We start from the raw sequence: 23,182 nt of genomic DNA on the forward strand, positions 1-23,182 counted from the left end.
CCGTCGTCGGTTCCGGATGTCGTGGCCATTGTGGCCGGTCCCGGGGTTTCGCGGGAAGGGGAGGCGCGAGCGCTCCCGCGCCCCCGTTGACACGATTCAACACCGCGCATAAGCTCGGCGAACGACTGGGGAAAACGCATTCCATCACGAGTTCAAGGGTGAACAGCATGAGAAGACCCGTCCGCACATCCGTCGTCGCCGCGCTCGCCGCAGCGGCCCTCCTCATCCCGGCGCAGGCCGCGATGGCGCACCCCGGCCATGGGCCGGGAAAGCCGAAGCCTGGCACGTCGCCACAGCTCGAGAAGCTCGACCGGGGCCTCGTCGCCCTGCCGGGTGAGGACGGTGTCCACCTCACCTGGCGCCTCTTCAAGAGCGAGGCGACCGGCGCGTCGGCGACGGGCCTCACCGGCACCGACTTCGTCGTCAAGCGCGATGGCAAGCGCATCGCGACCGTCACCGATTCGACGACCTATGTCGACCCCGACGGCACCGACCGCTCGACCTACACCGTCTCGCCGCTGCAGGGCAAGCGCGAGGGCAAGCCGTCCGAGAGGGCGACCGTGCAGGGGTCGCCGTTCCTCGACATCCCGCTCACGAAGCCGGCTGACGGCGTGACCCCCGCGGGCGAGGCGTACACGTATTCGGCGAACGACGTCTCGGTGGGCGACGTGGACGGCGACGGCGCGTACGAGTACGTCGTGAAGTGGGACCCGTCGAACTCGAAAGACGTCTCGCAGGTCGGCTACACGGGCCCGGTCTACATCGACACGTACGAGCTCGACGGCACGCTGCTGAACCGCATCGACCTCGGTGTGAACATCCGCGCCGGCGCGCACTACACGCAGTTCCTCGTCTACGACTTCGACGGCAACGGCAAGGCCGAGATCATGATGAAGACGGCGCCGGGCACGAAGAGCACGGAGTTCAAGAAGGGCAAGGCGAAGAAGTCCGAGTACGTCACGATGCCGAAGGCCGACCGCAAGGCCGGCTACTCGCACTCCGACGACTACCGGTTGAGCGCCGACGACTACGCCGCGCACCTCGCTGGCGTGTTCCAGGGCTGGTCGGATCGCCCCGAGGTCGTCTCGGGTCAGTGGCCCGCCACGATCGAAGAGGCGCTCGGCACCGAACCGACGCACGACTACCCGCTGTCCCGTGCTGACGCCGAGGAGCTCGTCGACTACTTCATCGACGTCTATGCCCCCTCGCGATCTGCCCGCAACGTGCTGCGGAACTTCGAGGGCTTCATCGTCGACGGCCCCGAGTACCTGACGGTGTTCGAGGGCAAGACCGGCAAGGAACTCGAGACGGTCCGCTACGAACCGGGTCGCGGTGACGACGGCCTGCTTTGGGGCGACTATGCGATGTCGCGCATCGAGCCGGGCAACCGCGTCGACCGCTTCCTGTCGGGCGTCGCCTACCTCGACGGAAAGCGTCCGTCGGCGGTGTTCGCCCGCGGCTACTACACGCGCTCGACCGTCGCGACGTACGACTGGAACGGCAAGCACCTGACGAAGCGCTGGTTCGTCGACAGTGGCCACGTCCCGATGACGAACCCGTTCAACGACGGTCCGCACGGCCGCGACGGCACCGATCCCGAGTACGGCACGCTCACGACGCAGGGCTTCCACAGCTTGAGCGCCGCCGACGTCGACGGCGACGGAAAGCAGGAGATCGTCTACGGCTCCGCGACGCTCGACGACGACGGCAGCCTGCTGTACTCGTCGTTCGACACGATGCCCGAGGGCAGTGCGACGCCCGGCGAGAACGTGCGTCTCGGTCACGGCGACGCGATGCACGTCGGCGACTTCGACCCGAACCGCCCCGGCAAGGAGATCTTCACGGTCCACGAGGGCGGCGCGTACGCCCCGTACGGCACGGCGATGCGGGATGCCGCGACGGGTGAGGTGCTCTTCGGCGCCTACTCCGGAAAGGACACCGGCCGCGGGATGGTCGGCGACGTCCGCCCGGACGTCCCGGGCATCGAGGCGTGGTCGAGCATGCCCGCGGGGACGGATGCCTCCGGCCTCCTCTCCGCGGACGGCGACGTCCTGCAGTCCACCAACCCCGGCACGAACATGTCGATCCGCTGGGCCGGCGACCTGACGACGCAGATCGTGAACGGCGCGCAGACCGTGACCCCGACGATCGACGACTGGACGCGCGGGACGATGCTCACGGCATCCGGCACCCTCACCAACAACGGCACGAAGGGCAACCCGTCGCTGGTGGCGGACGTCCTCGGCGACTGGCGTGAGGAACTGCTCGTGAGGACGGCCGACTCGTCGGCGCTGCGCATGTACATCTCGACCGAGCCGACCGAGCACAAGCTCTACACGCTCATGCACGACCCGCAGTATCGGGCCGAGATCGCGCGTCAGCAGACGACGTACAACCAGCCCGCGTACACGGACTTCTATCTGGCGTCCGACATGTCGTTCGCGAAGGTGCCGCTGCGCTGAGTGGTGACGTGAGAGGGGGCGGATGCCGGTGGCATCCGCCCCCTCTTCGCGTGCGTCAGCGGGCGCGGACGAGCGCGTTCACACGCTGCTGCCACTCGCGCAGCTGCCACATCGGGTGGTGCGGGGCGGCGTTCGAGCAGAGGACGACGCCCCACACGCCGCGGTCGAGGGCGGTACGGATGCCGTGTTCCGCCAGCTCGCGCCCGGTCTCGGACTCCTCGAACCCGCCCTGCAGCGGCGTGTAGCCGACCCAGCCCTCGCCGATCACCGCGGGCACACCGTGCCAGCGCGCCCACTCGGCGATCGCGATGACGCGGGACTCGATCTCGCGGTGCATCACCTCGGCGTAGCGCGGGTACTCGGTGTCGAGCCAGGCGTCCCAGGCCGCGGCATCCACCCAGTCGTAGCCGTAGATCATCTGGTCGGTGACGACCGTGGCGCGCAGCTTCCACTCGGCGGGCCGGCCGTACTCGGCGGGCGTGGGCGCATCGGCGCGCACCAGGGCGCCCAGGTCGGCGTTCGGGAAGTCCCCGCTCCCCTCGGAACGGATGTCGATGCGCTTCTGGAGGGCGTCGAGCACCCCGTAGCTGTAGACGTGGCACTGCGCGGCCGAGAGGGTGGCGGGCAGTTGGTGCATCGCCAGGTGCGGCGGCTTGCCGATGCTCGCCGTCACGATCAGGTCGGGATGCCGCTGCTGCAGCCCTTCCAGCGCGGTCGCCCCGCCGTCGGTCACCGCGGGCAGGATCGAGAAGTCGACCTCGTTGTGGATCTCGACGAGGGCGATGAGGTCGCGGGCGCCCTGTTCGTCGATCCACGCGAGCATCCGGTCCCACGCCTCCGCGAGCACCCGGTAGCGGTCCTCCAACGGCACGGCCTCGACGGCCTCGAACCACCGGGGTGACGCGGCGAACGCGCAGGACTGCTGATACTCCCAGCTCGACAGGATCAGCACGAGGCCGTGCCGCCGTGCGGCGGCGAACAGTGCGGCGAGGTGTGCGCGCACGTCGATCGCGTAGCCGCCCGGGGTGTCGTACCACCGCGTGCGCTGCCCGTAGTACCCGCCGGATGCCGCGGCTCCGAGCCCCTCGATCGTGAGGTCCCGGGAGAGGTCGTCGAGGCCCAGGTTGCCGAACAGCAGCAAGGGAGCGGCGCAGATGCGGATCGCGTTGTAGCCGAGCGACGCGGCGTCGGCGCACGCGGCATCGAGGTCGGCGTACACGTCTCCCTCGCCGGCGCGGGTGTACCAGGAGAAGTCCCACAGTGTGATCGCGAGACGGTCCGGGAGGTGTGCGGGAACGGGTCCTGTCGGTCCGTACGGGTTTTGGGGAAGGTTGCCCGACCCCAGGTAGCGATCGGTCATGCGTTCATCCTCTCGTTCGCGATGGTGCGGCCGTCGGCGGCCAGGTCGCGCAGCGCGGCGGCCTGCGTCCGGCGACGGTCGGCGGTGTCGAGATCGAACACCAGGAGCTCCGGCAGCGAGGTCGCGAAGTAGTCGACCTCGTCGGGTGCGGCCTCGATCTGTGCGGCACGCGCATCGAGCGCCTCCCAGATCGCCTCGGCGGCGGCGGTCTCGCCCAGACGTGCGTGGGCGACGCCGATCCAGAACGTGGCTTCGTCGGCGGGACGCGGAGCGACCGCGAGGGGCGTCGCCGCACACGCCCGCTCCCAGGCGGCGCGGGCGGCCGCGTCGTCGCCCGCGAGGCGGTGCGCGTCGCCGAGGGCCACGAACCGTTCGGCCTGAGGGACGGCGGGATGCCGCCCCTCGCCGAGATTCGCGGGAGCGTCGATCCCCGCTTCGAGCAGGGCGACGGCGGCATCCGCTCGGCCCTCGGCGCAGGCGCGTCGCGCGAGCAGGCACGCCGCGCGGTCGTAGGCGGCCAGCACGATTCCCTCGCCGCCTTCGAACGGACGGAACACGCGCGTCGTCAGGATCCGCCACGCGTCGTCGACGCGGTCGGCGTCGAGCAGAAGTCCGACATGGGTGACCGCGAGGTCGTCGCGGGCGTCGAGTGCGGCGGGGTGGCGTTCCATGAGCGCGAGGCGGGCGGAGGCATCCGTTTCCGTCAACTGCGCGAGCAGGTCGCGTTCGAGGACGAGACGCGGGTCGGGGCGGTGGGCGAGCGCGGTCTCGTAGTGATCGGCTGCCCGGGCGGGGTCGCCGCCCGTGCGGACCGTCGCGAGGGCGAGGTTGCGCAGCAGGACCGGGTCGTCGCAGCCCAGGTCCCGCGCGCGCTGGAAAGCCGCGTGGGCGTCGTCGTCGCGCCCGGCGTCGAGCAGCCAGGCGCCGAGCATCGCCGCGGCGGCGGAGGACCCGGCCGCGGTGCCGGCGACGAGGGCATCGAGCTGGTCGAGTCCTGCGGGGAAGGCGCCGCCGAGGTCGAGGAGGTCGGCGGCGGCGCGCTCAGTCGCGGCCAGATCGGGGCGCCCGGCGGCATCCGCCCAGGCGGTGCGGAGGATCAGGCGGACCGGCTCGAGGTTGCCGAACCCGGCGTCGCCGGTCGCCTCGCGCTCGGTCGCGGCGAGGGCTTCGTCGAGCGCGCCGGCCCGGGCGAACTCGGCGCCGGCGTCGAGCGCGGCGCGCGGGTCCGACGGTGCGGAGCCCGTCAGGCAGGCGGTGATCGGGTCGAGGGGGTCCGCCGCGATCAGGGCATCGAGTGCTGCGTCGTCGTCGCGCCCGAGCCGGCGCAGCGCGAGTACGCGGAGGCGCCGGGCCTCGGCGATCGACCCGGCGGCGTCTGCCCGTCGAAGGGCGTCGGCCGGTCGACCGTCCGCCAGGGCAAGACGGGCGCGAGCGAGGGATGCCGGTGCCGCCCACACCGCGTTCCACGCCGCGCGCGCGAACCGCCGGTCGGCGTCGGCGCGCTCGCCGAGACGCTCGAGCGCGAGCCCGAGCAGGTAGTGCGCCTCGCCGTCACGGGGGTTGAGGTTGCGTCGGGTCTCGCGGGCGACCGCCGCCTCGAGGTGATCGCGCGCCGCGGCGTACTCGCCCCGCGCGAGGTGCCACGATCCGAGCATCGTGCGCGCGCGGGCGTCGTCCGGATCACGCCGGAGTGCTTCGTGGAGGTAGGGGAGGGGCGACCGGGAGGGATGCCGGTACTGCACGAGATGCGTCGCGGTGAGCAGCAGCTCGTCGGTGCCCTCGATTCGCTCGGCCGGCTCGGGCGCTGTCGCGACCCAGGGCTCGATCGGTTCCGCGTCGCGCCGGAACCATCGGACGAGGGTCGCGTCGCCCGCGACCAGCGCCACCGCGACTGCCGTCCCGGCGACCTCGACAACGGCGGGGGAGTCGGGTCCGACGGAGACCTGGAACATCTCCCGTCTGTCGTCGACCTCGACCTCGAGGTGTGCCGCCTCGTGCGCGCGCGTCGTGATCACGCCGATGCGCGATCGGCCGCCCTCGGTCGTGACCGAGACCGCGGCATCCGTCGTCGCCTGCCGCACCGGACCGATGGCGTGCACGGGGAACCAGTGCTGCGAGAACGTCTTCGTCTCGCCGGGCATGAGCCAGGCGAAGTCGGGCTGGTTGTCGGTGTAGACGCCAGCCATGAGCTCGACGTAGGGGCCGTCGGTGTCGGTCAGCTGGTCGTCCCACGCGCGTCCGATCGGCCCGTCGCCCCATGTCCACTGCTTCTTGCCCGGTGAGATCGCGGGGTCGGCCCAGTGCACGAAGCCCGCATCGGCGGCGTGGTCGTAGCCGCCGAAGAAGCCGTCGTCGGTGTCGGTGATCATGTACGACGTCGGCACCGGGATGTTGCTGTAAACATCGATGCGGTCGGCGTCCGGGCGCTCGGCGGCGAGGGCGGGGTAGTCGACGCCGTAGTACGGCCGGTCGGCGCGGGGGAACGCAGTGATCGCGCGGCGGGCGTGATCGGCGACGTAGCTCACGTCGTCGGGGAAGAAGGATTGGTACTGCTCGTGCGACCGGGCGGCGACGTTCGCCCACCACAGGAAGGTCTGCGGAACGTCGGTGCGGTTGTGCAGACGCACGTCGAGCTCGATGAGGGAGGACCCCGGGCGCAGCCGCACGCCGTGAAGACCCCGCATCCGCTGCAGCGGGTCGAGGTCGCTTTGCCAGACGACCGCCGCGCCGTCGTCCTCGCGCTCGATGCGGCTGTCGACGGGGAGGAACGTCGCCGGGCGATGGTGCTGTGGCCAGTTGAACTCGACGCCGCCCGAGATCCACGGGCCGGCGAGGCCGACGAGCGCCGGTTTGATGACGTTGTTCCGGTAGAAGAAGTCGTAGCCGGCGACCTTGTCGTACCCGATGTGGATGCGGCCGCCGAGCTCGGGCAGCAGCATCAGCCGGACGTAGGCGTTCTCGAGGTGGATCGCCCGCCACGCGCGGGGACGCTTGTCGTGCGAGATCGACTCGATCATCGGCAGCGGATAGACCCGTCCGCTCGAGCCCTGGTAGACGCGCCGGTCGAGGAACGCCGGGTACGGGTCGGGTTCGCCGGGCTCGTAGGTGTCGATGGTGACGTTCTCGCTCCAGCACGCGACCCCGCCGACGTCGAGCAGCGCCTGCTGGTCGGCGGGGGCGTCGGGAAGGCGGATGCGGCTGGGCGCGGCGTCGGGCATGGGGCGAATCTAAGCGCGGTGGCGAGCTCGGGCCATGGGTTCGCGTGCGGTCGACATGGACGATTCGACGATGCGGTGCGGCAGGATGAAGGGATGCAGCGCGCGGACGGGTTCGAGCGGCAGCGGCTGAGCGTCGTGCCGCGTCCCGTCGTCGAGGCAGCCCTCGCCAAGCCGGTGACCCGGCGGATGGTGGTGACGGATGCCGGGTACTTTCCACGCGCGGCGGGCCACGGCCGGCATCGCCCTGCGGGTGCGCCCGAGACGATCGTCATCGTCTGCGTGTCGGGGGCCGGATGGGTCGAGGCGGGCGGTCAACGGACGCGCATCGGGTCGGCGACGGCGATCGTCATCCCTGGCGATGTGCCCCATTCCTACGGAGCGGATGCCGCGGATCCCTGGACGATCTGGTGGTGCCACGTGCGCGGCTCGGACGTGCCGGAGCTGGTCGAGGCGGTCGGGGTATCGATCGACCGGCTGGTGCTGCCGCTGCGCGCCGTCGACCGGGCGACCGCCCTGCTCGACGAGATCTCGACGTCGCTGGCGCGAGACACGACGCCCGCGCGGATGGTCGCGGCATCCGGGATGGCGTGGCGGTTGTTCACACAGCTCGCCGTCGACCGTCTGCTGCCGGAGCACGGGACGCCCGTCGAGCGGGCGCTGCGCTACCTCGAGCAGCGCATCGACGGCACGGTGCACGTGGGAGAGCTCGCGGCGATGGTCGGGGTGTCGCCCTCGCACCTCGCTGCCCTGTTCCGCGATGCGACCGGCGGCGGGGTCATCGCGCACCACCTCGCGCTGAAGATGGCGCACGCCCGCCACCTGCTCGATACGACCGACCTGCCCGTCGCCGAGGTCGCGCGTCGCGTCGGGATGGACGATGCGTTCTACTTCTCGCGGAGGTTCCGCGTCGCCCACGGGGTGTCGCCGACGGCGTATCGGGGGCAGGGGAAGGGCTGATCGGTCCACTTTCGCGGGCGCAGTCGTCGTCTGAGCGCGCCGCGGACGCTAGTGGGTGCCGTCGAGGATGAGTCGGGTTGCTTCATCCGCCGCGTCCCATTGAGGGAAGTGGCCGCAGCGCTCGAACCAGTGCAGTACGGCGTCCGGGAACAGTTCTGTGGCTCGAGAGGCCTGACGGGGCACCGTAACCAGATCACGCCGCCCCCACCCGATCGTGACCCGGCCAGGTACCGTCCCGGCCGGGGCGCCCTGTTGCTTGGGTCCCTTTGTGAGGGCGTTCATGGCGGCACCGGTCGACGGCGAATCGGCCAGTCCGCGCACGTCCGGCAGCACGGTCTCGGGCGAGAGGGCCCACGGCCGCGCCGACAACTGCGCCAGCAGCAGGGTCCGTCCGACGGGGTTGCCCAGCAGGGCCGGCAGCATGCCTCGCAGCGCTCTGACCAGAGCGATCGAGGGCCGCAACGTGGCGCCGAAGACGGCGAGCTCGCGGTGACTCCAGAAGCCGCCCGGGTCCAACGCCACAGCGTCACCGCCGACCCCTCGCCGCGCGAGCTCGAGCACGATTCGGCCGCCCATCGACTGGCCTGCGGTCGAAACCCCGTCCAGCCCCTGCTCGCGGATGAAGTCCGCGACAGAGTCGGTCAACGTGGCGATCGAGACCTCACCGGCCAAGGCCGGAGTCTCACCGAACCCGGGTAAGTCGACGGCGATGACCTCACGATGTTCCGCCAGTTGGTCGAGGATCGGGGCCCAAGACCGCCACCCTGCACCCAGGCCGTGTACGAGTAGCAGAGGGCTGCCGTTCCCGCGTCGAATGTGGTTCAGCGTCACCCATGCAACGCTATCCCGCGCGGGTCTAGGGAGGGCCGGATCGCCAGAAGCAGCCATCGCCCCTGCGTGTGCGTGCGTTCGATCCGCATCCGCGTTTCCATGGTCGCGAGTTCGGCCCGCTTCGGAGAGTCCTGTCCACGGTGGCAGCGAGGGCGACCGCCGCCGACGGCATGCCTGGACGATCCGACGGCCTCGCCGCGCCACGTCGGCTCGCGCTCCTAGGCTCGGACCCGTCCCCGCCCCCGTTGGAGTCTCGATGACGCGCGTCCACGCCCTCACCGTCCACCCGCCCGCCACGACCGAGCTCGCGGGCATCCGCCCATCGGCGGGTGATGACTCCGGCGTCGAGGTGACGGTCCAGTCCGTCCGGCAGGGCGGCATCCCGATCTTCCCGATCACCGGCGAGATCCACTACTCCCGCATCCCTCGCGGGGAGTGGATGCCGGTGCTCACCGCCGCCCGCGCCGGCGGCCTCACCCACGTGTCGACCTACGTCCTCTGGAATCACCACGAGCCGGAGCGCGGACGGCCGGACTTCACCGGCGGACTCGACGTGCGCGCCTTCCTTGAGACAGCGCGCGACGCCGGTCTCGGGCTCATCCTGCGGATCGGCCCGTACGCCCACGCCGAGGCGCGGCACGGCGGTCTGCCGGACTGGCTCGTCGACTCGGGGCTGCCGCTGCGCACCAACGACCCGGCCTACCTCGGCGAAGTCGAGCGGTGGTACGCCCTGCTCGCCGAGCAGGTTCGCGGCATCCCGCTGTTCTCGATCCAGGTCGACAACGAGCTCTACGACGGTGCCGATCACCTCACCCGGCTGCGCGAGATGGCGGAGGGGCTCGGCCTGCGCGCGCCCGTCTGGACGGCGACCGGGTGGGGCGGAGCCCAGCTGCCGGACGGATTCCTGCCGGTCTACGGCGGATACCCCGAGTCGTTCTGGGTCGACGCCGACGTCGAGCCCGATCTGCGCAGCCACGCGAACTTCTACCCGTCACCGCGCCGCGACGACGATTCGATCGGCGCCGACCACCGCGCCGGCGAGCCCGTCGCCGAAGCGGTGCGGTCGCCGCATCCGTTCACGACCTGCGAGCTCGGGTCGGGTATGACCTCGGCGTACCACCGCCGTCTCGACGTGCCGGCCGCTGATGTCGCGGCCCTCGCGATGGCCAAGCTCGCCTCGGGCAGCGTCTGGCAGGGGTACTACATGTACGCCGACGGCCGGAATCCGCGCCGCGGGCTGCAGGAGTCGCACGCCGCGGCCGGACCGAACGACTTTCCCGAGATCGCCTACGACTTCGGTGCGCCGGTCCAGGTCGACGGCGCGACGCGGCCGAGCTGGGCGGCGCTCCGCCGCCAGCACCTCATGCTCGCGCGCTGGGGCTCGGCGCTCGCCGCGATGCCGGCCTTCTTCGCCGAGGACGCCGTCGACTCGCCTGACGTCTCGGGGCTGCGGTGGTCGGTGCGCTCCAACGGATCGAGCGGTTTCGTGTTCGTCGTGAACCGGCATCCCGGGGTCGACCTGCCCGCCCAAGAGGGTGTGCGGTTCGAGGTGGGTGAGACGGTGTTCCCCGAGGTCGACATCCCGACCGGCGCGGTGTTCGCCTGGCCGTTCGGGATGCCGCTCGGCGACGCGACCGTGCACTGGCTCACCGCGCAACCGGTGACCGAGGTGCTGTGGCGGGGAGCGCCGCTGCTGGTCGCGGCGGCGACCGACGGCATCCCGCCTCAGCTCTCAGCCGACGCGGACGTCACGGAGGTCGCCGCGGACCGTGGGCGCATGTGGGAGCTGACGCGCGGCGGTGGAGTTCTCGCGCGGGTGCTCGTGCTCGATGACGCGGATGCCGACGCGATCGCGGTCGCCGACGGGCGGCTCGTCTGGGCGCCCGGCGCGGTCGTGACCAACGGCGGTGAGGTGACGTTCGCGGGGGATGCCGCCGTCGCGCCCCGGGCCGAGGTGCTCGACGACGGCGGGTGGGTGGCAATCGAGGTCGAGCCCGGACAAGCCGCGGAGGTCGCGGTGACGCTCGAACGGTCCGCCGGGGCGCCCCCGGCCGGCGCCGAACAGGGCGGTCGCGCGTCGATCCCGACGGAGTGGGATGCCGCGGCGGTCGTGACGCTGGCGGTCGACCCGGCCGACGAGCGCACGTTGCGCCTGGAGTGGATCGGCGATGTCGCCCGCGCGTGGGCCGCCGACCGGCTCGTCTCCGACGCTCTGTGGACCGGTCGCCCCTGGCGCATCCCGGCACACCTTCGCGGCGACGCGACCGAGCTGCGGATCGAGATCCTGCCCGGGAAGCCGTCCGCACGTGTGCGCTTCCCCGGCCAGGTGCCCGTCGGGGCGGGGATCACGCGCGCGGAGCTCGAGCCGCGCGCGAGCGTGCGTATCTGACGCGTTCCTCGACAGCGCTGTCTGGTGCCGAAAGCGCACCGGCGGCCCGGTTTACAGGGGGGCGCTCTGGGCACGAGGGGGCGCTCTCGCGCGTGTGCGGCGCGGGCCGGTGCAGGATCGCGCGCGGGGAGCCCCAGTATCGAGCGCGCGGGTAGCGTCGCGAGACTCAGTCGCGAGAGCGCCGCCTGTTGCCGAGAGCGCTGCAGGATGCCGGGCACGTCAGGGCGCTCTCGGCACAACGGGACGCTCTCGCGGGCTGAGTCACACCCCTCAGCGCGCGGAAACCACCGCGTTGTCGAGCGCGTCGAGGTCGACGCCGGGGCGTGAGACGGCGTTGGTGAGCAGCACCCACGCGATCCCCGCACTCGGATGCACCCAGAACTCGGTGCCGGCCCAGCCGCCGTGGCCGTAGACGTCCTGGTCGATGAGGCCGGGCGCGCGCGTGCGGAGGTTCCACGTGAACCCCCAGTCCTGCCCGCGCTCGGCGATGTACGGCTCGAGCCGAGGGATGTCGTCCGTCAGCGGTCGCCGCATCATCGCGAGCGTCGCCGGCTGCAGGATGCCGCCGGTCGCCCCGCCTTCGATCCGCAGCAGCTCCGAGCCCAGCCGCAGCAGGTCTTCGGCGCGGCCGACCATGCCGGCGCCCGGATGCCGCAGCGCTGCGAAGCGCGCCATGTCGACGCCCGACGCCGCAGCATCGACGACCTCGACCGAGCCGGTGTGGTCGAGGCTGAGCCCGTCCGCCCCGATCTCGCCGGCCCACTGGGTGACGGCATCCGCCCAGTCCCGTCCGGTCGCGTGCTCGACGAGCGCGGCGATGCCTTCGAACGCAAGCGACGAATAGCGTGAGGCGCTGCCCGCGACGAAGTCCCGCCCACGGGTGATCAGCTCGTCACGCAGCGGCGTCACGGGATCCAGCGGCGGCTCGGCGATGCCGGCGGTGTGCGAGGCGAGGTGACGCAGCAGCACCGAGTCGTCGCGACCCTCGCCGAACTCCGGCACAGCATCCCGAAGCGGCGTCTCGGGTGTCAGCAGCCCGCGCTCGATCGCCCGCGCCGCGGCGATCCCCAGCAGGGGCTTCGTGATCGAGAAGAGCGGGTACCGATCGGATGCCGCGGCCCCGAAGCCCTCGAGCGCAACCGTCCCCTCGGCCGTGGCCACACCGAGCACGGCCGACGGCAGCCGGCCGGCATCGACGTGCCCGCGGACGAGGTCGAACGCCGCGCTCATGCGGACGGCACCTGCAGCACGCCATTACGGCGGTGCGGCAGCCGAGCGAGCGATGCATCGCGGAGCGCCTCCGGCAGCAGCGCGTCGGGCGCGTCCTGGAACGCGACCGGTCGCAGGAACCGGCGGATCGCGGTCGCGCCGACCGAGGTGTGGAGCGACGTCGTCGCGGGCCACGGTCCGCCGTGCTGCTGCGACCACGTCACGGCGACGCCGGTCGGCCAGCCTGCGAACAGTACGCGTCCGGCGCGCAGCTGCAGCAGCTCGAGCACCTCGGTGACGTCTTCGCCCGCCTCGCTATGGAGGGTTGCGGTGAGGCTTCCCGGCACGGCACGCAGGGCCCGCAGCAGCTCGGCGTGGTCGCTGTAGCGGACGAGCAGCGTGACCGGTCCGAACACCTCGGCGATCAGCGTCTCGGGGCGCTCGGCGACCGCCGCGGCATCCGTCGTCAACACCACGGGGCGGGCGCCGTCGGGCGTCTCGGCGCCCTGGGCGAGCACCTCGACCGACGGGTCGGCCTCGAGGTCGCGGATGCCGTCGGGGAATGCGGTCGTGATGCGCTCGGTCAGCAGCGGCCCACCCGCCGCGCCGGCGACGGCGTCGGCGACGAGCTGCTCGATGCCGGCATCCCGCGGGATGAAGACGACGCCCGGCTTCGTGCAGAACTGGCCGGCGCCGAGGGTGAACGAGCCGACGAGGCCCGTCGCAAGCGCCTCACCGCGCGCGGCGGCCGCGCCGGTCGTGACGACGACGGGGTTCACGCTGCCGAGCTCGCCGTAGAACGGGATCGGGTCGGGCCGTCCGTTCGCGAGGTCGAACAGCGCGCGGCCGCCCGAGAGCGAGCCGGTGAACCCGGCCGCCTGGATGGCGGGGTGCTGCACGAGCGCGTTCCCGGCCTCGCGGCCCTCGATGAGGGCGAGCGATCCGTCGGGCGCCCCCGCGGCGCGAAGCGCCTCGATCGCGATCGCGGCGGTGCGCTCCGACAGCTCGGGGTGGCCGGAGTGCGCCTTCACGATGACGGGGTTGCCCGCCGCCCACGCCGAGGCGGTGTCGCCGCCGCAGACCGAGAAGGCGAACGGGAAGTTGGATGCCGAGAACACGGCGACCGGGCCGACGCCGACCAGCAGGCGACGCAGCTCCGGGCGGGGCGGGGTGGCCGCGGCATCCGCGTCGTCGACCGTCAGCTCGAGGTAAGAACCCTCGCGGACGACCGCGGCGAACAGGCGCAGCTGACCGGTCGTGCGACCGACCTCGCCGCGCAGGCGCACGGCGCCGAGGCGCGTCTCACGGTCGGCGATCGCGACCAGCTCGTCGGCGTTCGCGTCGAGCGCGTCGGCGACGGCGCTCAGCCAGCGGGCGCGATCGTCGGCGGACGACGTGCGCCAGATCGGCGCGGCGGCCGCCGCAGCGTCGGTGAGGCGGGCGAGCTCTTCGGGTGACGTGGTCATCACAGTCCTTCCGGGTGGGTGAAGCGCAGTCCGAGACCCTCGTGGGGCACCTCGGTCAGGGTTCCGTCGACGATGGCGACGGGGGAGGGGCCCTCGAGCGCACCGAGGGCGCCAAACGCAGCGTCCTCGATGTCCTCGACGAGGACCTCCTGCGGCAGGACCAGCGCGAGCTGGCCCGACAGTTCGGGCAACAGGTGGGGGTGCAGGTCCATGCCCGCAGCGTGCGCGTCGCCCGCGATCTCGAGGAACGGCGTGATCCCGCCGACGCGGACGATGTTCGGCTGCACGACCTGCGCGGCGCCCGAGCGCACGAAGTCGTCGAAGCGGTAGCGGGTGTGGACGTTCTCGCCGAGGGCGATCGGCACTCCCGATCCGGCACGCAGGCGCCTCGCGAGCTCGATGTGGCCGGCGAGGTCGTCGGCGCGCAGCGGCTCTTCGATCCAGGCGATGTCGGATGCCGCGAGTGCCTCGACGGCGGTCGTCGCCCGGTCGAGGTCCCACCGCTGGTTCGCGTCGATCATGAGTTGCCGGTCCGTTCCGATGACGTCACGCACCGCCGCGACGCGCGCGACGTCGCGCGCGAGATCGGGGCTGCCGACCTTCATCTTCACGGCGTCGAAGCCGGCATCGACCCAGCGCTGCGCCTGGGCGAGCAGGTCGTCGAGCTCGTAGTGCAGATTGATGCCGCTGCCGTAGGAGCGCACCGATTCGCGACGGCGACCGATCGAGGTCGACACCGAGAGGCCGGCGGCGCGGGCCGCGGCATCCCACAGCGCGAGGTCGAGACCCGCGATCGCGATCGTCGTGAGGCCGCCGCCACCCGCCTCGTGCAGGTGGCGCCACAGCTCGCGCCAGACCTCCGCCGGCTCGGCCGAGCGGCCGACGGCGAAGGCGGGGATGTCGTGCTGAAGCAGCGCGAGAACCGCCTCGGCGCCGATCTGCGGGGTCCAGGAGAAGCCCCACCCCTCGGCGCCGTCCGATCGCACGACGTGGGTCGCGATGACGCCGACCGACGTGACGTCTGCGGCCCACGGGCGCGTCAGCGGCACCCGGATCAGCCGGGCGCCTAGTGAGGCGATCGTGGTCACAGCAGTGCGCGGCCCGCGGCGAGGATCTCGGCCAGACGGGCCTCCTGGGCCGCGGTCGGGTCGACCAGCGGAGCGCGGACCGAACCGACGGGGAGTCCCTCGAGGCGCAGGCCCGCCTTGATGAGCGAGACGCCGAAGCCAGGGGTCTCGTCGCGGAGCGCGACGAGCGGCGCGTAGAACCCGTCGAGGATCGCCATCCGACGCGCCTCGTCGCCGTCGATGTACGCGCGGTAGTACGCGTTCGCCACCTCCGGGATCATCGCGAAGGCCGCCGAGGAGTACAGCGGCACGCCGATGCCGCGGTACGCGCCCTGGGTCAGCTCGGCGGTCAGCAGACCGTTGAAGAACGCGAAGTCCTCACGACCGGCATCCGCGACCGCCCGGACGATCAGCTGCGTGGCGCCGATGTCGCCGATGCCGTCCTTGAAGCCGATGACCTTCGGGTTCGCGGCGAGCGTGCGGATCGACTCGGCCGTGAACGCCGCCGACCCGCGGTGGTAGACGATGACAGGCAGATCGGATGCCGCGGCGATCGCCTCGACGTAGGCGATGAGCCCGCGCTGCGGGGCCCCCACGAGGTACGGCGGCAGGACGAGCAGGCCGTCGGCACCGGCATCGGCCGCGGAGCGCGCGACCTCGATCGCGTGGCCCAGAGGGCCGCCGGCTCCGGCGATGACGGGGACGCGACCGGCGACCGCGTCGACCGCGGTGCGGACCACGAGCGCCGACTCGCTGGCGGACAGGGCGTGGAACTCGCCCGTGCCGCACGCGGGGAAGACGCCGCCGGCACCGGCATCCACTCCTGCGGTGACGTGCTGGGTCAGGAGGTCGGTCTCGACGCGGTCCGCCGAGTCGAACGGGGTGACGGGGAAGAAGAGGATGCCGCGGAAGTTCATACCGGCACGTCCTTTCGATCGGAGACGGCGTTCAGGGAGGAGGAGGTGAGTTCGGTCCGCCACGAGTGCTGCGGCCGCCAGCCGAGCACGCGCGCCGCCTTCGCGTTCGAGAACGCGGGCGAGGTGCCGGTGAGGGCGCGGGCGAGGTCGTCGGTCCCGGGGACGAAGCGCGGCAGGAGCTCGGCCAGGGGGGCGTCGGCCAGCGCATCGTCGGCGCCGACGAAGAACACCTCGGCGTTCGGGATGTCGGGGAGCGCCCCCAGCAGCAGATCGGTGAACGATGCAACGTCGCGGGCGTCGACGTAGTTGAAGAGGGCCGGAGCCGACAGTGCGGGATCGGCGATCCGCTCGGCGACCGTGTGGCCCTGCTGGGTCGGGGCCCCCGCCCATTCCTCGGGCGCGATGACGTAGCAGGGGCGGAACGTCGCGTAGCGGACGTCGTCGCCGGTGCGCCGGTGCAGCATCGACACGGTCTGCTCGATCATGAGCTTCGACAGCGCGTACGCGTTCCACGGCCGCGGCGTCGACGTCTCGTCGAGCGGCAGGGACTCGGGCAGCCAGCCCGACGGGTTGCCGTAACCGAGCACGGTGGGGCTGGATGCCGCGACGACGCGTCCGATGCCGGCATCCACCGCTCCGCCGAGGACCGAGACGGCGAGACCGGTGTTCGTCCGCATGATCACGTCTTCGGGGGCGCTGAACGGTACGGCGATTGCGGCGAGGTGCACGAGCGAGTCGGCCTTCGCCCGCATGAGCGTCTCGGCGGTGGCCGCCGCGTCGAGCAGGTCGATCGAGATCTGCTCGACGCCGTCGATGCGGAGGTCGTCGGACGGGGCGCGATCGAGCGAGACGACCTCGTGCCCGAATGCGGCGAGCCCGGCGACGAGGTTGCGCCCGAGTCGGCCTGAGCCGCCGGTGACGACGACGCGACTCATCGGGGAATCCGGGGTGTCGAGTCGCGGAGGATCGCGACGCCGAGATCGGCGACCTGCACCGGCAGGCCGGTCTCGAGCGAGCGGTTGCCGGCGATGCCGACCGCGATCGATCGGACGCCGTCGGTCCAGTCGGCAGGACGGCCGAGCGGGTCGTTCACCGGCCCTGCGAAGACATCGGCCAGGAGCAGGGCGTCGCCGCCGCCGTGAGCGGATTCGCCCGAGACGATCGGAACCTCGACGGCCTCCTCCCAGTGGCGCTGCACGAGCAGGCGCTCGCCCATGGGGCGGAGGCTCGAGTGCGCGGCATCCTGCACCGCGCTGGGGTCGACGACCGGGTGCAGTCCGTCGCCGACGAGGACGGCGCCCCGCTCGACGACCTCAAGCTCCGCGCGGCCCTCGGTGCCGTTGATCGCGACGCGGTAGCCCTCCCAGGGGGCGTGCGCGTTCAGCGAGTACGACAGGGTCGCGCCGTCCGAGTAGTCGACGACGAGGGCGAGGTTGTCCTCGATCGTGATGCCGGGTCCGAAGACGTCGCGGTCGCGGACGTAACCGTCGTGCTGCTCGGCGTCGAGGTACAGCGCGCGCAGGCGCTCGTCGCCGCGCAGGTCGAGCTCGAACGGGTCGCGGTTGCCGTCGTGCGTGCCGCGGTCGGGGCGGTCACCGAGGCCACGGGCGGCGGCGTTGTCGGCGCCGTAGAAGCGGAGGGCTCCCGAGGCGAAGACGCGGCGCGGGCGCTGCCCGATCCACCAGTTGACGAGGTCGAAGTGGTGGCTGGACTTGTGGACGAGGAGCCCGCCGGAGTGCTCCTTCTCGCGGTGCCAGCGGCGGAAGTAGTCCGCGCCGTGCTGCGTGTCGAGCATCCAGGAGAAGTCGATGGAGGTGACGCGACCGATCCGGCCCTCGGCGATGACCTGGCGCAGGGCGGTGTTGCGCGGCGCGTACCGATAGTTGAAGGTCAGGACGACCGATCGCCCCGTGCGCTGGGCGGCCGCCTCGATCGCGGCGGCGCTGGCCGCGTCGATGGTGAGGGGCTTCTCGACGACGACGTCGGCCCCAGCATCCATCGATCGGACGATCAGCTCGGCGTGCAGGTCGTCGCGCGCCGTCACGATGACCCGCTCGATGCGCTCTGCGCGGATCATCTCCTCGAGCTGGTCGGGCTGCCAGGTGGACGGAGCGGCGAGGCCGTGGTCGACGAGGCGGTCGACGTAGAACTGCGCGCGGGTCGGGTTCGGCTCGCAGATCGCGACGAGGTCGGCGCGGTCGCGGTAGTCGTCGGCGATGGCGTCCACGTACATCTGTGCGCGGTGGCCTGCGCCGACGAGGGCGTACCGGGTGGTCATGGCTCTCCTTCGTGCCGGACTCCTCCGAGCCGGGAAACAGGCTCAGGAAACGTTTTCTCAGACGGTAGCACGGATGCCACCGGCTCCGCGAGGAATGTTCTCGAGCGGCAGTGGATCGTTTCAGTCGCGCGATTCAGCGCGTGGGCGCGGCGGTCGTTCCGCGGAGGATGACCTCGGGGACGACGGTGTGCGTGGCGTCGGGCGTCTCGCCCTGCAGCAGGGCGCGGAGTGCTCGCCAGGCGAGGGCGCCGAGCTCCGCCGTCGGGACGGCGGCGGTCGTCAGCCCGGGGGAGGTGTAGCGCGCGAAGGGGATGTCGTCGAAGCCCGCGATCGACAGATCGCCGGGCACGGTCAGACCGCGCTCGGTGGCGGCGCTGAGGAGGCCCATGGCGGACAGGTCGTTGAAGGCGAGGACGGCGGTCGCGCCCGAGTCGAGGACGGCGTCGAGCGAGTCGGCGCCGGCCGCGAAGTCGACACCCGCCGGGATCTCGAAGATCTCGCACCCGTCGAGGGTCGCGCGGGCGTCGTCGAGTGCGGCGAGGCGCTGCGCGTTCGAGGCGCTCCGCTTGGCGCCGGCGAGGTAGGCGATGCGGCGGTGGCCGAGACCGTAGAGGTGGTCGATGACCTCGCGGAGCGGGGTGCGGTAGTCGGCCGCGACGCTGGGGGCGTCGCCGGCGCGGTTCACGAGCACGACGGGCGCCACCTCGGCGAGGACCTCGGCGAGGGCGGCATCCGACATGCGGGGAGCGCAGAGCACGAGACCGTCGGAGCGGCGGCGGGACTCGAGGGCGAGCAGGCGCTCCTGGTCTTCGTGCTCATCGGAGTCGGCGACGAGCACGTGGTAGCCGTCTGCGACGGCGGCGCGACTGAGGCCGCGGAGCATGCCCTGGAACGTCGGGTTCGAGAGGTCGGGCACGACGACCGAGATCGTCTGGGTCTTGCCGAGGACGAGGCTGCGGGCGAGCGGGTTGGCGGAGTAGCCGAGTTCGGTGGCCGACGTGCGGACCCGTTCGGCGAGGGCCGGATCGACGGTCGCGTTGCCGTTCATCACGCGGGAGACGGTGGCCAGCGAGACGCCGGCGTGCTTGGCCACGTCGGTGATCGTGGTCTGCTTCTGCCCTGCCATCGGCTCCCCCTCGCGCCTGCCCGGCATGCGCATCGCGCGCGCCAGTGTGGCCATACTATGCGAGGAAACGTTTTATGACGGGAGACGACGATGTCCGGATCTGCTGCTGACCGAGCCGCGAAACGTGAGCGGATGGCTGGTGTGCGGCGGGATGCCGGGGGTCGCCCACTCGTGCTCTCGTCGTACGAAGCGCTCGCCTGGTACCTCGAGGGCGCCCGCACGCATGTCTCCCTCGCCGGCCCGCCGGTGTTGGCGGTTCGCGTCGACGATGACGGAGACACACTGTTCGTGAGCGCGAACGAGGCCGACCGGCTGATCGCCGAGGAGCTGCTGCCCGAGGATGCCGACCGCGTCGTCCGTGTGCCGTGGCACCAGCCCGTGCTCGAGGCCGCGGGTGCCGGTCTCGCCGAGGTCGATGTCACAGCCGCGCTGCGCGCCGCGCGCGCATCGCTGCTTCCCGCCGAGGCCGATCGGTACCGCGCGCTCGGGCGCGAGACGGCGGAGGTGCTGACGGCGGTCGCCCGCGGACTGAGTGCGTCTTCGACCGAGCGCTCGGCCGCGGCTGCGCTCGCCGAGGGGCTCGTGGCGCGGGGCATCGATCCGCTCGTGATTCTGGTCGCGGGGGAGGAGCGGCTGCCTCACCGGCATCCGCTCCCCACCGACGGGGCGCTCGGGCGTCGGGCGATGCTCGTCGTCTGCGGGCGGCGGCACGGCCTGATCGCCAACGCGACGCGGTGGGTCGGCGAGGCGGACGCCGATGACGAACGGATCCTCGAGGTCGAGGCGGCGTTCTTCGCCGCCACACGTCCGGGCGCCCGGCTGAACGACGTCTTCGCGGCCGGGACCGTCGGGTACGCGGCATCCGGGTTCGACGCGGACGAGTGGACGAAGCACCACCAGGGCGGACCGACCGGGTACGCCGGGCGCGACCCCCGCGCGACGACGCTGACGACGGATGTCGTCGCGTCACCGCACGCGTTTGCGTGGAACCCCAGCGCCCCGGGCGCGAAGGTCGAGGACACCGTGCTCGTGACGGAGTCGGGTATCGAGGTGCTGACGGTCGACCCCGCGTGGCCGACCGTGGAGTTCGGCGGGGTGCGGCGGCCGATGGCGCGGGCGTTCGGCTGACGCGGCACGCTCGGATTCGGAGACGTCTATGGCGTTGATCCTGCATTTCCGCACGGGCGCCCGCATCGTGGACGGGTCTCCACCCTCGACACGGCGCAGGGGTCCATCGATATCTCCGCCTTCGGCGGCTCGGCTGCGCTGCGCGAGCTGCACGTGGCGGAGAACCTGCCGCTGCGAGGCGTCCCGGCCGTGCTGGCGGGCGCACCCCACGCGACCGTGCATGTCGCTCGTGATTTCCATGACGCACCCGACGGAGCGGAGCGGGTCCATCGCATCGCGGTCCCGATCAAGAAGCCCCGCGCCACGCGCTGACGTGAGGGCCCGCTCGAGATGAATGAACTCTCATTCTCGGGATGTGGATAGGGGTCGTTTTCGGCTGATTCTGCCGGGGACGATGTCGGAGGTTGGTGGCAGAGTGCAGGTATGACGGAAGCGATGGAAACCCCCGGTGGCGAGGCATATATCGCTGCCATCGCGGGGATCGTCGCGGACGTCGAGACGGTGGGTCGGCAGATCGCTGCGGGGCAGATCGCGGAGCTTCGCGTGCTCGCCGCGGCGGGACGGTTGGCGGAGGCGCAGAGCGCTCACGCGGACGCGAACGTCCTCCTGCACGACATGGCACTGAGGTCGATCGCTGCAGAAGTCGCCGGGGCAATGCGGATGACCGACCGGACGGTGCAACGCCGGATCGGTGAAGCACGGGTGACCATCGAGGGATTCCCGGCCGCGGTCGCCGCGTGGGAAGCGGGGCGGATCGTCCGCGGACACGTCTCGGCGATCGTGGATGCCGGGGTGAACCTGCCCGCCGAGTTGTGGGCGGAGTTCGAGAAGGTCGCGATCGAACGGTGCGAACGAGACACCCCGAACCGGGTGCGGGGTGAGTTGGAGATCCTCGCGCACCGGATGCACCCGCGATCCTTCGCGGAGAGGCACGAAGAGGCGGCCGCGGGACGTTGCGTCCGGTTGGTCGCCGGCCGGGATGGGATGAGCGACCTGATCGCGACCCTCCCCACCGTGATCGCCGAGGGGATCCACGATCGACTCACCCAACAGGCGCGCGCGATCATCGACACGCGAGGCGAGCGTGCGGCGACCTCCGATGTGATCGCGACCGATGGCCGCTCGACGGACCAGGTCCGGGCTGACGTGTTCTCAGACCTGCTCCTCGCGGGCATCCCGTCGTTGGACGACACCCGGGACACCGCGGCTGGGCCGCTGGGCGCGATCCGCGCACGCGTGCAAGTGCTGATCCCCGCCGCGACACTCACCGGTGCAGATGACGGGCCCTGCGATCTCTCGGGGCGCTCACCGATCGACCCGGTCACCGCTCGCACGCTCGCCGGTGAAACCGGAGTCTGGGAGCGTCTGCTGCACGACCCCGTCACCGGGGTCACCGTCGCGACGGACTCGTACCGTGTCCCGTCGAGGATGCGCAGGTTCCTGCAAGCTCGGGATCAGCACTGCCGGTTCCCCGGATGCCGGGTCGCCGCCATCCGCTGCGAAGTAGACCACACGCATGATCACGCGCTCGGCGGCAAGACAGAACTCTCGAACCTGGCCCACTTGTGCCAGAGACACCATTCGATGAAGCAGTTCACGGCCTGGAAAGTCCGACAACTCCAGGGTGGTGTCCTCGAATGGACCTCACCCCTCGGCAGGACCTACAGAGAAGACGCACCCACTCCGGCCGTCGCCTTCACCTCTGCCACCGCAAACCCCGGAGACCCGGCGCCCTTCTGATCCGGGCCTCCGGCGGTCAGGTCGGCGCGTCAGCTCCGCGCCCGCGCGTCAGTGCTTCAGCTCCGCCCCGTGACGCGGCTGCGCGCCATGAGGGCTCCGACACCGACCGCGATCGCGACGACGCCGGCGAGCCCGAGCCAGAAGACGTCCGGGGCGAAGAGGTTGCCCGCGGTGCCCTCCCGGCCGACGCGGTCCATTTGCGCGTAGAGGTTCACCTGCGCGAGCACGACGATCGCGAGGCCGCCCAGGATGAGGGCAGTGCCGACGGTGAGACGCATCAGGATCTCCTCCGGAACGTGGCTGATGCTCCTCACCGTACGACCATCTCGGTCACGCCGTGAAGGTCGACCCCTTCGCCGCCTGATCGCCGTCGCGCCGCTCGATCGCCCGCAGGTTCTTCGCCACGAACCGTGCGATGCGTCGTGCCCCCTCGACGCGGAAGTGCGTGTCGTCGATCAGACCGTCCGGCCAGGCGGCGGTCTCGCCCGGCGCGTAGTGCGAGAGCAGACGAGCGGATGCCTCGTCCCCGAGGTCCTCGTAGAGCCAGGTCGTGAACGCCGTGAGGTCGATGAGGTCGACGCCGTCGGCGGCAGCGAGGTCGCGGACCGCGTTCGGATAGTCGCCGTGCGTCGGCGTCACGCGATCCCCGTCGAACCAGCGCCGCTCGCACGACGTGCAGAGCACCGGTCGGGCCCCGCGAGCGCGGACCTCGGAGACCATCCGATGCAGCCGATCGGTGTAGCCGCCGCGCGAGGCGAGCGACTCCGGCTGCTTCTGGTCGTTGTGCCCGAATTGGATGACGACGGTGTCGCCAGGGACGACATCGGTCAGCAGCGCATCCCACGCCCCGCTCGCGAGGAACGACTCTGTCGTCGCCCCACCGAACGCGTGATTGCGCACCTCCTCCGAGACGAACTCGTCGAGGCATTCGCCCCAGCCGGCCATGGGCTCCTCACCCGCCTTCATCGGCGCGACGGTCGAGTCTCCTGCCAGGTGGTAGGTCATCGGCATCCCTCTTTCATCCCGCACATGGC

17 protein-coding genes are annotated in these 23,182 nt (G+C 71.7%); 5 read left to right on the forward strand and 12 right to left on the reverse strand.

Going from position 1 to position 23,182, the window contains the following annotated elements; genetic code table 11:
* Positions 1–167 precede the first annotated feature (167 nt).
* Positions 168–2,462, forward strand: coding sequence for a rhamnogalacturonan lyase (locus tag H286_RS0113090; protein WP_442852497.1), 2,295 nt, complete (start codon positions 168–170; stop codon positions 2,460–2,462).
* 55 nt (positions 2,463–2,517) lie between these two features.
* On the opposite strand, the gene H286_RS0113095 is transcribed toward H286_RS0113090, so the two are convergent.
* Entirely contained in the window at positions 2,518–3,822 is a 1,305-nt protein-coding gene (locus H286_RS0113095; RefSeq protein WP_020098518.1) for a cellulase-like family protein, read from the reverse strand.
* The gene (locus H286_RS0113100) at positions 3,819–7,040 is read right to left on the reverse strand and encodes a DUF5107 domain-containing protein (RefSeq protein ID WP_020098519.1); all 3,222 of its coding nucleotides are present in this window, start codon (positions 7,038–7,040) and stop codon (positions 3,819–3,821) included. The genes H286_RS0113095 and H286_RS0113100 overlap by 4 nt, the downstream gene beginning before the upstream one ends.
* Positions 7,041–7,133: 93 nt before the next feature.
* Here H286_RS0113100 and H286_RS0113105 point away from each other — a divergent pair, with 93 nt between their 5' ends.
* Entirely contained in the window at positions 7,134–7,997 is an 864-nt protein-coding gene (locus tag H286_RS0113105) for an AraC family transcriptional regulator (protein ID WP_020098520.1), read from the forward strand.
* Between the two features lie 48 nt (positions 7,998–8,045).
* Here the strand turns inward: H286_RS0113105 and H286_RS0113110 are convergent, their stop codons facing one another.
* Positions 8,046–8,828 carry an alpha/beta fold hydrolase gene (locus H286_RS0113110; protein ID WP_020098521.1) on the reverse strand — a complete coding sequence of 261 codons (783 nt, stop codon included), beginning with the start codon at positions 8,826–8,828 and terminating at the stop codon, positions 8,046–8,048.
* A gap of 256 nt (positions 8,829–9,084) precedes the next feature.
* Here H286_RS0113110 and H286_RS0113115 point away from each other — a divergent pair, with 256 nt between their 5' ends.
* A complete protein-coding gene (locus H286_RS0113115; RefSeq protein WP_020098522.1) occupies positions 9,085–11,217 on the forward strand; it encodes a beta-galactosidase in 2,133 nt (710 codons plus the stop codon).
* 270 nt (positions 11,218–11,487) lie between these two features.
* Here H286_RS0113115 and H286_RS0113120 read toward each other — a convergent pair whose 3' ends face one another.
* From H286_RS0113120 to H286_RS0113150, 7 genes are all read right to left on the reverse strand, one after another.
* Entirely contained in the window at positions 11,488–12,447 is a 960-nt protein-coding gene (locus H286_RS0113120; protein WP_020098523.1) for a serine hydrolase domain-containing protein, read from the reverse strand.
* Complete coding sequence (locus H286_RS0113125; protein WP_020098524.1) at positions 12,444–13,892, reverse strand: aldehyde dehydrogenase (NADP(+)); 1,449 nt, start codon at positions 13,890–13,892, stop codon at positions 12,444–12,446. The genes H286_RS0113120 and H286_RS0113125 overlap by 4 nt, the downstream gene beginning before the upstream one ends.
* On the reverse strand, positions 13,892–14,980 hold the full coding sequence (locus H286_RS0113130; RefSeq protein ID WP_028497522.1) for a mandelate racemase/muconate lactonizing enzyme family protein: 1,089 nt from the start codon (positions 14,978–14,980) through the stop codon (positions 13,892–13,894). The genes H286_RS0113125 and H286_RS0113130 overlap by 1 nt, the downstream gene beginning before the upstream one ends.
* Positions 14,977–15,876, reverse strand: a complete 900-nt coding sequence (locus H286_RS0113135; protein WP_020098526.1) for a 5-dehydro-4-deoxyglucarate dehydratase — start codon at positions 15,874–15,876, stop codon at positions 14,977–14,979. The genes H286_RS0113130 and H286_RS0113135 overlap by 4 nt, the downstream gene beginning before the upstream one ends.
* Positions 15,873–16,811, reverse strand: coding sequence for an NAD-dependent epimerase/dehydratase family protein (locus tag H286_RS0113140; protein WP_020098527.1), 939 nt, complete (start codon positions 16,809–16,811; stop codon positions 15,873–15,875). Before H286_RS0113140 ends, H286_RS0113135 begins: the two co-directional genes overlap by 4 nt.
* The gene (locus H286_RS0113145; RefSeq protein ID WP_020098528.1) at positions 16,808–18,154 is read right to left on the reverse strand and encodes a Gfo/Idh/MocA family protein; all 1,347 of its coding nucleotides are present in this window, start codon (positions 18,152–18,154) and stop codon (positions 16,808–16,810) included. Before H286_RS0113145 ends, H286_RS0113140 begins: the two co-directional genes overlap by 4 nt.
* Positions 18,155–18,287: 133 nt before the next feature.
* The gene (locus H286_RS0113150) at positions 18,288–19,280 is read right to left on the reverse strand and encodes a LacI family DNA-binding transcriptional regulator (protein WP_018187525.1); all 993 of its coding nucleotides are present in this window, start codon (positions 19,278–19,280) and stop codon (positions 18,288–18,290) included.
* Between the two features lie 171 nt (positions 19,281–19,451).
* On the opposite strand from H286_RS0113150, the gene H286_RS0113155 reads away from it, so the two are divergent.
* Together H286_RS0113155 and H286_RS0113165 are read left to right on the forward strand one after the other, a co-directional pair.
* Positions 19,452–20,408: a M24 family metallopeptidase gene (locus H286_RS0113155; RefSeq protein WP_020098529.1), complete on the forward strand. Its 957-nt coding sequence runs from the start codon at positions 19,452–19,454 to the stop codon at positions 20,406–20,408.
* 423 nt (positions 20,409–20,831) lie between these two features.
* A complete protein-coding gene (locus H286_RS0113165; RefSeq protein WP_020098531.1) occupies positions 20,832–22,148 on the forward strand; it encodes an HNH endonuclease signature motif containing protein in 1,317 nt (438 codons plus the stop codon).
* A gap of 56 nt (positions 22,149–22,204) precedes the next feature.
* On the opposite strand, the gene H286_RS0113170 is transcribed toward H286_RS0113165, so the two are convergent.
* Complete coding sequence (locus H286_RS0113170) at positions 22,205–22,426, reverse strand: hypothetical protein (RefSeq protein ID WP_020098532.1); 222 nt, start codon at positions 22,424–22,426, stop codon at positions 22,205–22,207.
* 52 nt (positions 22,427–22,478) lie between these two features.
* Positions 22,479–23,153 (reverse strand): rhamnogalacturonan acetylesterase, encoded by a 675-nt coding sequence (locus H286_RS0113175; protein WP_036324545.1) that lies wholly within the window; start codon positions 23,151–23,153, stop codon positions 22,479–22,481.
* Positions 23,154–23,182: the final 29 nt, after the last annotated feature.

Origin of the sequence: Microbacterium sp. 11MF, from assembly GCF_000383475.1 — a bacterium.
Lineage (GTDB): Bacteria > Actinomycetota > Actinomycetes > Actinomycetales > Microbacteriaceae > Microbacterium > Microbacterium aquilitoris.

Bases quoted from the DNA above. Each gene is read 5' to 3' on its own strand.
- H286_RS0113140 (WP_020098527.1), bottom strand. From the start codon at position 16,811: ATGAGTCGCGTCGTCGTCACCGGCGGCTCAGGCCGACTCGGGCGCAAC.
- H286_RS0113165 (WP_020098531.1), top strand. From the start codon at position 20,832: ATGACGGAAGCGATGGAAACCCCCGGTGGCGAGGCATATATCGCTGCC.
- H286_RS0113145 (WP_020098528.1), bottom strand. From the start codon at position 18,154: ATGACCACCCGGTACGCCCTCGTCGGCGCAGGCCACCGCGCACAGATG.
- H286_RS0113115 (WP_020098522.1), top strand. From the start codon at position 9,085: ATGACGCGCGTCCACGCCCTCACCGTCCACCCGCCCGCCACGACCGAG.
- H286_RS0113090 (WP_442852497.1), top strand. From the start codon at position 168: ATGAGAAGACCCGTCCGCACATCCGTCGTCGCCGCGCTCGCCGCAGCG.
- H286_RS0113095 (WP_020098518.1), bottom strand. From the start codon at position 3,822: ATGACCGATCGCTACCTGGGGTCGGGCAACCTTCCCCAAAACCCGTAC.
- H286_RS0113170 (WP_020098532.1), bottom strand. From the start codon at position 22,426: ATGCGTCTCACCGTCGGCACTGCCCTCATCCTGGGCGGCCTCGCGATC.
- H286_RS0113105 (WP_020098520.1), top strand. From the start codon at position 7,134: ATGCAGCGCGCGGACGGGTTCGAGCGGCAGCGGCTGAGCGTCGTGCCG.
- H286_RS0113120 (WP_020098523.1), bottom strand. From the start codon at position 12,447: ATGAGCGCGGCGTTCGACCTCGTCCGCGGGCACGTCGATGCCGGCCGG.
- H286_RS0113125 (WP_020098524.1), bottom strand. From the start codon at position 13,892: ATGACCACGTCACCCGAAGAGCTCGCCCGCCTCACCGACGCTGCGGCG.
- H286_RS0113135 (WP_020098526.1), bottom strand. From the start codon at position 15,876: ATGAACTTCCGCGGCATCCTCTTCTTCCCCGTCACCCCGTTCGACTCG.
- H286_RS0113150 (WP_018187525.1), bottom strand. From the start codon at position 19,280: ATGGCAGGGCAGAAGCAGACCACGATCACCGACGTGGCCAAGCACGCC.
- H286_RS0113175 (WP_036324545.1), bottom strand. From the start codon at position 23,153: ATGACCTACCACCTGGCAGGAGACTCGACCGTCGCGCCGATGAAGGCG.
- H286_RS0113100 (WP_020098519.1), bottom strand. From the start codon at position 7,040: ATGCCCGACGCCGCGCCCAGCCGCATCCGCCTTCCCGACGCCCCCGCC.